The organism is Mesorhizobium sp. M1A.F.Ca.IN.022.07.1.1, assembly GCF_003997575.1.
Classification (GTDB): Bacteria; Pseudomonadota; Alphaproteobacteria; order Rhizobiales; family Rhizobiaceae; genus Mesorhizobium.
On record NZ_RZST01000102.1, the window covers coordinates 1 to 11,635 of the forward strand.

The 11,635-nt window shown below is 64.5% G+C and carries 7 protein-coding genes and 2 pseudogenes; 6 read left to right on the forward strand and 3 right to left on the reverse strand.

The window, feature by feature from the left end:
* The 5 genes and pseudogenes from EOA75_RS14030 to EOA75_RS35020 all read left to right on the forward strand — a co-directional run.
* Nucleotides 1-1,619: pseudogene (locus EOA75_RS14030) on the forward strand (hypothetical protein); the annotation flags it as partial.
* Between the two features lie 237 nt (nt 1,620-1,856).
* Nucleotides 1,857-4,163, forward strand: a complete 2,307-nt coding sequence (locus tag EOA75_RS14035; RefSeq protein ID WP_245457053.1) for a peptidase domain-containing ABC transporter — start codon at nt 1,857-1,859, stop codon at nt 4,161-4,163.
* Nucleotides 4,164-4,241: 78 nt separating this feature from the next.
* Nucleotides 4,242-5,648 carry an HlyD family type I secretion periplasmic adaptor subunit gene (locus tag EOA75_RS14040; RefSeq protein WP_067330634.1) on the forward strand — a complete coding sequence of 469 codons (1,407 nt, stop codon included), beginning with the start codon at nt 4,242-4,244 and terminating at the stop codon, nt 5,646-5,648.
* Nucleotides 5,649-5,691: 43 nt separating this feature from the next.
* Nucleotides 5,692-6,189, forward strand: a pseudogene (locus EOA75_RS35015) (tetratricopeptide repeat protein); the annotation flags it as partial.
* 117 nt (nt 6,190-6,306) lie between these two features.
* The gene (locus EOA75_RS35020) at nt 6,307-7,419 is read left to right on the forward strand and encodes a tetratricopeptide repeat protein (RefSeq protein ID WP_245466632.1); all 1,113 of its coding nucleotides are present in this window, start codon (nt 6,307-6,309) and stop codon (nt 7,417-7,419) included.
* Between the two features lie 44 nt (nt 7,420-7,463).
* Here EOA75_RS35020 and EOA75_RS14050 read toward each other — a convergent pair whose 3' ends face one another.
* The gene (locus tag EOA75_RS14050; protein WP_127246644.1) at nt 7,464-7,784 is read right to left on the reverse strand and encodes a hypothetical protein; all 321 of its coding nucleotides are present in this window, start codon (nt 7,782-7,784) and stop codon (nt 7,464-7,466) included.
* Between the two features lie 460 nt (nt 7,785-8,244).
* Between EOA75_RS14050 and EOA75_RS14055 the strand changes: the two genes are divergently transcribed.
* The gene (locus tag EOA75_RS14055; protein ID WP_067330644.1) at nt 8,245-8,673 is read left to right on the forward strand and encodes a hypothetical protein; all 429 of its coding nucleotides are present in this window, start codon (nt 8,245-8,247) and stop codon (nt 8,671-8,673) included.
* Between the two features lie 68 nt (nt 8,674-8,741).
* Here the strand turns inward: EOA75_RS14055 and EOA75_RS14060 are convergent, their stop codons facing one another.
* Together EOA75_RS14060 and EOA75_RS14065 are read right to left on the reverse strand one after the other, a co-directional pair.
* A complete protein-coding gene (locus EOA75_RS14060; RefSeq protein WP_164747380.1) occupies nt 8,742-10,244 on the reverse strand; it encodes a PAS domain S-box protein in 1,503 nt (500 codons plus the stop codon).
* A 321-nt stretch (nt 10,245-10,565) separates the two neighbouring features.
* Nucleotides 10,566-11,633 (reverse strand): NAD(P)/FAD-dependent oxidoreductase, encoded by a 1,068-nt coding sequence (locus EOA75_RS14065; RefSeq protein ID WP_245466631.1) that lies wholly within the window; start codon nt 11,631-11,633, stop codon nt 10,566-10,568.
* Nucleotides 11,634-11,635 lie beyond the last annotated feature (2 nt).

The following is an 11,635-nucleotide window of genomic DNA, read 5'->3' on the forward strand; positions in this document are numbered from 1 at the left end:
CCGGCGCAACCGGTGCGACCGGAGCCACGGGTGCGACCGGAGCTACCGGCTCAACTGGAGCAACGGGTGCTACCGGCTCGACCGGTGCGACCGGTGCGACTGGAGCAACGGGTACAACCGGCTCGACTGGCTCAACTGGTGCGACCGGTGCAACCGGCGCCACGGGTGCCACTGGAGCCACCGGAGCTACTGGCTCTACTGGGGCGACCGGCGCTACGGGTGCCACAGGCGCTACCGGAGCGACTGGCTCGACCGGAGCAACCGGTGCGACCGGAGCCACGGGTGCAACTGGTGCAACTGGTGCGACTGGAGCGACTGGCGCTACGGGTGCCACGGGCTCGACCGGAGCAACGGGTGCGACTGGAGCAACGGGTGCGACTGGTGCAACCGGCGCCACGGGTGCGACTGGAGCTACCGGCTCGACAGGTGCGACCGGAGCCACTGGAGCAACGGGCTCGACCGGAGCAACCGGTGCGACCGGAGCCACGGGTGCGACTGGAGCTACCGGAGCAACTGGAGCGACCGGCGCTACGGGTGCCACGGGCTCGACCGGAGCAACCGGTGCGACTGGAGCAACGGGTGCGACAGGTGCGACCGGCGCCACGGGTGCGACCGGCTCGACTGGCGCCACGGGTGCCACCGGCTCGACTGGGGCGACCGGCGCTACCGGAGCTACAGGTGCGACCGGCGCCACGGGTGCCACTGGCGCTACCGGCTCAACTGGAGCAACGGGTGCAACCGGCTCGACCGGAGCGACCGGCGCTACGGGTGCAACCGGCTCGACAGGTGCGACCGGAGCCACCGGTGCGACTGGAGCAACGGGTTCGACCGGAGCAACCGGTGCGACCGGAGCCACCGGTGCGACTGGAGCCACCGGAGCCACCGGTGCGACTGGAGCGACCGGCGCTACGGGTGCCACGGGCTCGACCGGTGCGACCGGAGCTACCGGCTCGACTGGAGCTACCGGAGCAACTGGCTCGACTGGGGCGACTGGAGCAACGGGTGCGACCGGCGCCACCGGCTCGACCGGAGCGACAGGTGCAACCGGAGCAACGGGTGCTACCGGCGCAACGGGTGCCACAGGCTCGACCGGAGCGACCGGCGCAACGGGTGCAACCGGCTCGACGGGTGCCACCGGGCCGGGCGGCGCAACGGGCCCGACCGGAGCGACCGGCCCCGGCGGCGAGACCGGTGATCGCGACAAAGGCAACAACGGCCATGGCAATGATCCTGACCACAACGACAGCAGCAATCCTGGGAAGGGACATTCCAACGATGGCACTGATGCCGATGGCTCGCCTGGCCATCGCACCGCCGCGGTCACGGCCAACTCGCTCGGGCTCAAGGACACGACGCAGTTCCTGCAATCCGGCTCGACCGACAGTGATGCCGTCAGCCATGCGTCGTTCCGTCAGCTTGTCAGCCAGGCCGCCGGTTCGGTGACGACCGACCTCCTGAATGTTCTCAACACGATCAGGGGATTTGGTCAGAACCAGAACAAGCCGTTGGGTGCAAGCACCGACCTGACCTCGGATCAGAACAAGCAGGGTGCCGGCTTCGCCAATAGCGACGACACGGTGAAGAAGGCGCTGAAGGATATTCTGAAGCCGCATGACTGAGCATGAGTGAAGAGGAATGGCGACCGGACAGACGACGATAGAAACCGGTCCAAAGCTGAGAAGCGGGCGCGCGGGCTTTGCCGAAGGGCAGGGCCCGCGCGTTCGGCCTTTCCGAGTGGTTAAGGGGCTCGCGCGACCGACCGCCGTGGAGTATCATCAGCGCCCCCAGAGATTCCGGCGGAAATGGTCCGCCCCGGGCAATGTCGAACCACCGCCTGCCTACCCGAAGGGGAGTCCATGGTGAACGTTCCTGGGAGTGCTGAAGTCCAGCCTGTGGAGCTGCGTGCCGGGACCGCGGCCGACCCGACCGGCATGCCCGGCGGCACCAGCGAAACGGGGCAGAGCCCCGGTGGCCCCGCCGAGTTCGACCAGGTCGGGCCGCGCCTCAAGGCGATGCTCCGGGTCGCCCGCTATCACGGTATCGAGCTCGATCCGAACGAATTCAGGGCAGCGAGCGCAGGCCCGTTTCCAAGCGCTACCGACCTGTCGGAATGGGCGCAGAACGGCGGCATGTGGTCCCGGGCAGTGCGTGTTCGCTGGTCACACCTGTTGCGCTTTCAAGATACCGGACCAGTCGTTCTCTTGTTCAGCGATGGCGGCGCCGGTCTCCTCACCGGGGCGAGTGCCGAGCGCAACGTGGTCTTCCTCAAAAGTCCGGAAGCGCCCGACGATGGTCCATCCACCGCTGTCGACGAGTTGCGCCTGTCGCAGGTGTGGACGGGCGAGGCGGTGCTGCTGCGAAACGCGCGATCCTATGTTGCCGCGGATGCGCCTTTCACCCTTCGCTGGATCGCCGAACTGGTGCGGCACGAAAGCCGGCCGCTTCGCGACGTGGCCATCGCCTCCTTCACACTCAGCGTTCTGACCATTTTGCCGCCGCTCATCGTCATGACGGTGGTCAACAAGGTATTGCAGTTCAACAGTGTCTCGACGCTGTTACTCTTGTCGGCCATAGTCGCTGTCGTCTTCGCATACGAGACGCTCCTGGGCCACGCGCGGCGACTGATCATCAACGTCGTCGGAGCCCGCCTCGACACCAAGCTGCAGCTGCACGTTTTCAGCCGCCTCTTGCGTCTGCCGCTCGACTATTTCGAGCGCCACCCCGCCGGCGAGACAATGTACCACCTCGCGCAGGTCTATCGAATCCGCGAGTTTCTGACAGGCAAACTGCTCAGCACGTTCCTGGACCTGATCACCCTGTGCGTGCTGCTGCCGGTGATGTTCTATATCAACGTGACGCTTGCCTGGATCGTCGTTGCCTGCGCAGCGGTGATCATGCTGATCATCCTTGCCTTCCTGAAGCCGCTGCGCCGAAGGTACCAGCGGGTGATCGAGGCCGAGACCTGGAAGTCGGCGGCGCTGGGCGAAACCGTTGTCGGCATTAAGACCGTGAAGGCGCTTGGTCTCGAGCCGCAACGCAAGGCGCTTTGGGACGAGCAGGTGGCGGAGGCGGGAAGCGCGCGCCTCTCCTTCGGGCAGTTCGCCAGCTGGCCGCAGACCCTGGTTACGCCCATTGAACGCGTAATGGTGCTCGGCACCATGCTGATCGGCGCCTATCTCGCGATGAGCGACAGTTCCGGCTATATGGTCGGCGGTCTGTTCGCCTTCATGATGATCTCCCAACGCGTCGCGCAGCCGCTGGTCGGGTTGGTGCGGCTGATCGAAGACTACGAGGAGGTGGGGGCGGCGATCGGCGAGGCGGCATCCGTCCTTAACCGGCCGTTGGAGACGAGTTCGAACTCCCTCGGTCTGCGGCCAAGGCTCCTCGGCGAAGTTACGTTTAGCGATCTGACGTTCAGCTACATCGGTACCAAGACGCCCGCCCTCGACCGGGTCAGCTTCCACATTCCGGCTGGGACCATGTTCGGCATTGTCGGGCGGAGCGGGTCGGGAAAATCGACCATCGCGCGGCTGCTGCAGGGGATCAACCGGGATTACAGCGGGTTCCTGAAGCTGGACGGCGTCGACCTCAAGGAAATCAACCTGCGTCATCTTCGCCAGGGGCTCGGCGTGGTCCTCCAGGACAATTTCCTGTTCCGCGGGTCGATCCGCGACAACATCATCGCCGGGCGCGCAGGCTTGACGCTGTCCGATGCCATGCGTGCCGCGCATCTGGCCGGCGCGGAAGAATTCATCGAACGCATGCCGAACGGATACGACACCTACATCGAGGAAGGTTCGCCCAACCTTTCGGGCGGTCAAAAGCAACGGCTGGCGATCGCGCGCGCCCTCATCCACGATCCGACCATCCTCATTCTCGACGAGGCCACCAGTGCTCTCGACCCGGAAAGCGAAGCGGTCGTCAGCGCCAATCTCATGCGCATCGCCAGCGGCCGCACCATGATCATCGTCTCGCATCGGCTGTCCTCGCTCACCGACTGCGACCAGATCCTGGTCATGGAGCAGGGCAAGGTTCTCGACGTCGCTTCGCACACCGTCCTGCTCGAACGATGCGCGCTCTATCGCCAGCTGTGGTCGCAGCAGAACCGACATTTGGACAATCGTGGCGGCCGGCCGGCGGCCGTACCGCCGCGATTGGTTTGACGATGTCGTGCCGCAGCGGGATCGAGATTGAAATGGTCGTCTCGCCAAGCATGACTTCGACACGAGGACTGGTAAGCCATGAGTAGCACCTCGCTCACCGTCCGCCAGGCTCGCTGGCGCCGAGCGAAAGCGAACGATCCGACGACGCCGGCCATACTCGAGTTCCAATGGCCGTCGACTGCCGTCTCCAATGCGCCAATTCCTCGGTCGGCGCGCGGCATCGTATGGATGATTTCGAGCCTCGTGATCGTCTTGATCACCGTGGCCGGACTGATACCGGTCGACCAGGTCGTGACGACGAGGGGGCTCGTGGTTTCACAATCGCCCAACATCATCGTGCAGCCGCTGGAGACGGCGATTGTCCGCTCGATCGAAGTGCGCGAAGGACAGCATGTGCAGGCCGGCCAATTGCTTGCGCGTCTCGATTCGACCTTCGCCTCGGCAGACCTGCAGGCCTTGGCCATGCAGGTCTCTACGCTTGAGGCCGAAGTGGCACGGTTGAAGGCGGAGGCCGACGGCAAGGAGTTCAACTATGACGGCCTCGACCCCAGCTGGACCCTGCAGGCCTCGATCTTCGAGCGCCGCAAGGCGGTCTACGAGGCTAAGCTGGAGAATTTCGATCGGCAAAGCGATGAACTCACTTCCGTGATCTCGCGCGCGCAATCTGATGCCGCTGGCTACCGGCAGCGGCTCTCCGTCGCGGCATCGATAGAACAGATGCGCAAGCAGCTGGAAGAAAGGCAAGTCGGGAGCCGCCTCAATACCCTGCTGGCCGAGGACAATTCGGCCGAAATGTCGCGCGCGCTCGGCAACGCCGTGCAGACGGCGGAAGCTGCCAGGCGCCAGCAGGCTGCGGTAGCCGCCGACCGCGCCGGCTACATTCAAGGCTGGCGCGCGGAAGTCTCGCAAGGTTTGTCGGAGGCGAGCTCTCGCATGTCCGACGCGCGCGAGCTCTTCAACAAGGCAAAGCTGCGCAAGCAACTGGTCGAGCTGAAAAGCGAAGGAGATGCCATTGTCCAGTCCGTGGCAAAGGTGTCGGTCGGCTCGGTCCTGCAGTCGGGCGAGCGCCTGATCACGCTGGTGCCCGCCAAGGCGCCGCTCGAGATCGAGACAAATGTCGTCGGCCGAAGCAGTGGCTTCGTCCATGTCGGCGATCCTGTCGTCATCAAGTTCGATACCTTCCCCTATTCGCAATACGGCCTCGCTCACGGCACCGTGCGCACGCTCAGTCCGGATTCCTTCTCCGCTCAGGAGCAAGCCCGCGATCCAGACAGTTCGCTGGCAATGCTGCCCTCGAACACAGAACCGTTCTATCGGACGCGCATTTCCATCGATCAGGTCGCGCTGCATGACGTACCCGCCGGGTTTGCCCTCACCCCCGGCATGCCGGTGACCGCCGACGTTCAGGTCGGCCGGCGCACGGTGCTCAAATACATGCTTGGGGTGATGCTCCCGATCGGTCAGGAAGCGATGCGCGAGCCGTAGTCTGCAGCTCAAGAGGAACCGGAGCAGCCAGAGGCTGGCATCGATGACAATCCTGGATCGCCTGACTGGTTTGGCTAGCCCATCCGTAGCATTGCGCAGGGCGATCCAGCTTGCTGAAAATGGCAAGCCCACCGAGGCCTTTCCGCTCTTCGCCACGGCTGCGCGTGCGGGCATAGGCCAGGCCGAGTATCGGGTCGCGCGTTGCTATCTCGAAGGTTCCGGCGTGCCGCCCAGCCGGGCAGAGGGGACGCGCTGGCTGCGGCGAGCAGCGGATCACGGGAGCGCTGATGCGCAGGCGCTTCTCGCCGCACTCTACGTGACCGGGATGGCGACAGCCGAGGCTGACAAGGGCTCCGAGTCGGAACGCCTGTTCTTCGAGGACACCACGAGCGAGCCAGACTTTGCGTCAGCGCTCGACCTTGCCACGAAGGCGGCCGAGGCGGGCTCCGCCACCGGCCAGGCACTCCTCGGCTACATCCTGACCAGCGGTCCCGAACCAATGCGCGATGCGGATGCTGCCTACAGGTGGTACGAGCGGTCGGCCGCGGCCGGCTGCGCCGAAGGAAGCCTTGGTTTTGCCCTGGCGCTGGCACGGCGGGGTCTGTCGGCAGACCGGTCCAGGATTGCCGATGAGGTCCGGCGGGCGGCGGACGCTGGCTTGCCGACGGCAATCTATCTTCTCGCGATCCTGACCGAACACGGCCGCGGCGTCGCAGGCGACATTGCGGGTGCGGCGCGATTATACCAGTCAGCTGCGGAGAAAGGGCTTCCTGCGGCCCAATTCCGATTGGGTCTGGCGCTTATCGACGGGAGCCTCGGCGATCAGGATCCTGTGACCGGAGAGGCCTGGATACGGCGTGCGGCATTGGCGGGCAATTTCGAGGCGGCGAATCTTCTCGGCGATCGTAACGTGAAGAGCCGGCCGCCGGACTTTTCAGAGGCGGCAATTTGGTATCGTCGTGCGGCCGAGGGGGGTCACCAGGCCGCCGCTCGCGCGCTGGCCTCTCTCTACCTGACGGGAAACGGTGTCGCCAGGGACGAGCAAGAGGGGGCGCATTGGCTGCGCACCGCCGCAAGCAGCGGGAACCGGGCAGCGCAAGTCGATCTGGCCAATCTTGTTCTTCAGGGAGCCGGCGAGCCGGACGATATCACGAGCGTAGCGGGGTGGTTCGAGGCGGCCGCATTATCGGGCGACCTTATCGCCGCCTTCAATCTCGGGCTGTGTTTCGCCAAAGGCGTCGGCGTGCACCAGGATGAAACTCGCGCCGCGCAATGGCTGAGGCGCGCAGCTGAAGGCGTGGCTGAGGCTCAGTACATGTATGCGCGCATTCTCAGGGACGGGCGCGGCGTGGCTGCCGACGCGCAACAGGCTCGTGCCTGGTTTGCCCAAGCGGCCGAAGGCGGCATGCTCGATGCGCAAGTGGCACTTGCTGAGATGCTGCTCAATGGCAGCGGAGGCAAACGCTCTCCCGAAGCCGCAATACAGCTGTTCCGACGGGCTGCTGCCGACGGACATGCCGGCGCAATGTTTGCTCTCGGCGCGCTGCAGAGCTCCGGCGAGGGACTGCCGGTCGATCACGTGGCGGCGCAGAAATGGTTTGCGGCCGCGGCCGAGCGTGGGCACGGGCAGGCCCAACTGATGCTCGGCCGATATTTCTCGAAGGGCCTAGCCGGAGAGCACTACCCGGCAGTCGGCCGCCTTTGGCTCGAGCGAGCGGCGGCGCAAGGTCTTGAGGAAGCGGCCGACGAACTTTCCGAATTGGCCGGCTGAGGCATTCACTGCCAAGGCTTAGCACCGGCATCGGTCGCGCCCGACTACTGCGCGCCGGGCGTCCACTCAGGCAGCGGCGCAAGGCTGTGGTTGAACTGTTTCCACCACATGGACTTATCTATCTCGCAGCAGGCGACAAGCAGGGCGTGCGCCTTCTCGAAAGCCTGGGTAGCGATTTCATCAAAGGTCATCTGCGCGTCGTACGGGACTGACACCACCAGTTCCTGACCGGTTTGTGTGCCGCCTTCGTCGACCTGAAGATAAAGCCAAACGACGAAATGCGCGCCCTGGCCACTCGCGTCGGCGTTGCCGATCTTGATGCGGTCGATGCCTGCTGCAGTGACTTTCATGCCGAAGTCCTTCATTTTGGGATTCATGGAATTCCAGAAGTTCGCAGCAATCAGAAAGGTTCCGGGACCGCTGTTCCTATGGTGAAGCATTGATAAAGAGGTACCACCTGGCTGCCGGGCGGGGGCGCAAGCGGCCACGCGCGCACAACCTCGGTCCGAACCCTGGACGTCCGATCGTCGCCGTCTTGCCCTACTGACGGTGCCATGTGATGGTTTTATATAACCTATTGATTTAATTGAATAAGCTTAGGCCCGGATGCCTCTATGCAGCAGCATCGCAACGTTGCCTTTTGACGGCGGAGCCCAGGAACGCTCCGTTGCCAGCAAACCTTCGCGCGTCGGCCCGTCGACCGATCAACCGCGCGCCGAAGGGCTGTTCATTGCAACGCACTGGGATGGCGCGCGTTTTATTGATTGGCAGGGCGGTGACCAATGTGAGCGCCGCTTCATAGGCTGACAAGTCGGAGGCGATTAGGTGGCTAAGTTCAAAGAAGCCCTTGAGCGCGGCAAGAAAGCTCCTCGCCAGCAAAAGGAGGATGCGAACGCCACGGTGCCGGATTTCGGCACCCAAGCCAGGGCCTGGCTGGACGATGTCGTTGTTGCGTCGTTGGTAGCGGCCAAGGCAGAGGTGTCGGGCGAGATGACCATCGACATAGACACCGTTCCGCGGGGCCGTGACAAAGCGCTGACGCCCTCTGTTCGGTTTCGAATCTACCGAAAGCCGGAAGTGAAAAACACCGCCGGAAGGGTATTCACCGTCAACGTTCACGTCAGTGGGGAGGTGTCGGTTTCGTCACCCGGTATGGTCGCCGAGGATGTTGGAAATATAGGGAACAGGTCCGGCGAGAGGTTTCGCAATTTGGTTGTCAAGCTGATCGAAGACGCCGCTAGGGACATGAGCTAGCCCGACTGTCATGCTCGATTGGTCGACCCGGCCGAGGAGATCCCCACCTCAGCTCGGCCTTCTGGTCGTCAGGCAGAAAATCTTTCACCGTCAAGCGTGATCTCGATAGTGACGCCGGCCGGGTCCCAGTTTCGCTCGACTCGGCCCAACTGGCTCGCGGCGACGCGGACCAGGCGGCTCCCGAAACCTTCTTCTTCGGTTGCGACAGGAGGTGGTCCCCCAACCTCTCGCCATTGAATAAGCACCTTGCCGTCCCGATTGGCGCAAGTGATCTCTATTGAGCCGGCGGCCGCCGAGAGGCTGCCATGTTTGGCGGCGTTGGTGGCGAATTCGTGCAGCAGGAGGGAAAGTGGCGTGATCATTGCCGCGGGCACGGGAATATCGATGCCGGTGATCGCGAAGCGGGGATGCTCATCGGCCGCATGGCGATATGGCGCGAGGATCGCGTTCACCAATGTATGCAGGCTCGTGGAGACCTGAGCAGAGCGGCCACCAGACGTGAGCATCGTCAGCGCATGCGCCCGCGCCAAGGCGCCGAGGCGGTCAGACACGATCGAGGCGAGCGCCGCCGGCGTTTCGGCGGCCGAAGCGCTCAGCTTGACGATCGAGCTTGCGATGGCGAAGAGGTTCTTCACACGGTGGTCCATCTCGCCGAGCAGTATCTCCCGCTGCTCTTGCGCGCGCAGCCGCTCGGAGATGCCGCGGGCGATCTTGGAGGCACCGACAATTGCGCCCGACGCGTCCGCGATGGGGGAAACGGTCAAAGAGATGGGAACGATGCTGCCGTCCTTGCGCAGGCGAACGGTCTCGAAATGCTCGACATGCTCTCCATCTCGAATGCGCGCCAGGATCTCCCTGTCCTCGTTCCTGCGATCGGGCGGTATCAGCAACATGGGCGAACGACCGACAATTTCCGCGCGGGGGTAACCGTAGAGCCGCTCGGCGCCACGGTTCCAGTCCGTGACGATGCCGTCGGGATCCGTCGCGATGATCGCGTCATCCGAAGATTCGACAAGCGCGCTCAGCCGCGCCGCAGTGGTTTCCGCCTGGTCCCGTTCGATCGCAAACCCGAGCTGGCGGGCAATGGTCAACGCAAGTTCGCGTTCACGATCGGTGAAGCTATGGGGGGCTGGGTAGTAGACCATGAACTTGCCGATGAGCTCGCGGGAGCTGGCAAGCGGGATAAAGGCGAGCGCTTCGATACCTTCGCCGAGGACTGTTTCGATGAGTTGCTGAGATTCACCGCTGAACCGAATATCCTCGACAAAGATGGGCTTGGCGTCGCGCTGATCGCTTGTCCACGGCGTGTGGCCGTTGACAGCCTTGCGGTATTCTTCAGACAGTGAGCGCCACGCGACGAAGCTCATGACGCCTTGATTGTCAAATTTCAGGATCGAGGCGCGCGACGAACCGAGGGCGTCGCATATGGCATCCAGGGCCGCATCGTAGATCTCGACGAGGCCATGGGCGCGGTAAAGTCGGTCGGTGAGGCGAAAGAGGACGGTTTGCTCGCGGGCAATATCGCCGTCGGCTTGCTCACGCTGGCCGCGCCCTGTGGCCGTAACACTCATAGCCCCTTGCTGCATCGAGTCCTTGACCCAACCGCCTAACGCAGCACCGCGTCGATCGCCCCCTTCGACCGCCGGGTACGATCCCCGACCATGCTCGACAATATGCGCTTTGCGCGGTTTCGCAATAGGACTTGTCACGTTGCGGCGCGGCGGCTGGTGTCGCCGACGAGCCGCGAGCGGCGCCCGTCTAGCGGCTTGAGCCAAATGGCAATTCGCGATCCCAAATCAGGTGTCTACCAGGCCGCGCCGTACTCCGACGCTCGCGGCATATAAAGCTTCCGCGGCCGGCCCAAACCGAAGCCTCGCGCGCAGACTGGCGCCTCAGCGCCTTTGCTTGGCAATCCTGCCGGCGATCGCCGCGCCCTGGATGCGCGCATTGGCGAAGCAGCCGCGAATGCTCGGCCGCATGCCGGTGAACCAGAGGCCGGGCAGTTTCGGGTCGTTCGCCGGGCCGTTGAACAGCGGCACCCTCTTGGCATCGAGCACGCCGAGCCTGCCCACCATCGCCTCCAGCCCGGTGCGGTAACCGGTGGCGGCAATGACGATGTCAGGCGCGATCGACTGGCCGCTTTCGAGAACGACGCCGTCGTGCCTGAATTCCTTGACCTGCGGCACGACGACGATGCGGCCGGCCTTGATCGCGTCGACCGCGCCGTCATCGGCGGCGATCGCCGTATAGTCCGAGCCGAGGCGGCTGGCGCCGCCCGACGGGGCGGGGGGCAGGCCGTATTTCCCGAGATCGCCGAAGACCAGCCGCTGCGTCGCCGCCAACACCGCATCGGCGAGCCGGGCAGGCAGTCTCGCCATGACGGGCGAGAAACGATGCACGGCGATCTTGCCGATGCGCTTGGGCAGCAGTGACGGCCCGTTCCGCGCCGAGAGCCACATCTGCCCGGTCTCGACGCCGGAAAGATGGTTGAGCGCGTCGAAGCCGGAATTGCCGGCGCCGACCACCAGCACTTTTTTCCCGGCATAGTCGCTCGCCCGGCCGAAATGCGCCGAATGGACGATCTTGCCCGAGAAATCCTGCATGCCTTTCCAGGCCGGGATAAAGGGTTGTCGGTCGCGCCCGGTGGCGATCACCACGTGGCGCGCCGCCCGCGGTCCCGTGCTGGTCTTCAGCAGCCAGTGATCGCCGCGGAACTCGATTTCCTCGACGACGACGCCGAAGGCGATCGGCAGCCGGTGCGTCTGGGCAAAGTCGTTGAACAGGCGGATCACCGCGCTGCGGTGCGGAAAGGCGGGCGTGCCTTTCGGAAATGAAACACCGGGCAGCGTCGAGAGGTCGCGATGCGTGTTGAGATGCAGGTTCTCATGGCGGTGGGGGCAGGGGGCGGGCAGCCGCCCCTCGCGCTCGAGGGGCTCGGGGGGGAGCCCGGCCTCGATCAGGG

Excerpts from the sequence above, each read along its gene's own strand:
- EOA75_RS14035 (WP_245457053.1), top strand. The coding sequence starts at position 1,857 with ATGGTGAACGTTCCTGGGAGTGCTGAAGTCCAGCCTGTGGAGCTGCGT.
- EOA75_RS14040 (WP_067330634.1), top strand. The coding sequence starts at position 4,242 with ATGAGTAGCACCTCGCTCACCGTCCGCCAGGCTCGCTGGCGCCGAGCG.
- EOA75_RS14050 (WP_127246644.1), bottom strand. The coding sequence starts at position 7,784 with ATGAAGGACTTCGGCATGAAAGTCACTGCAGCAGGCATCGACCGCATC.
- EOA75_RS14060 (WP_164747380.1), bottom strand. The coding sequence starts at position 10,244 with ATGAGTGTTACGGCCACAGGGCGCGGCCAGCGTGAGCAAGCCGACGGC.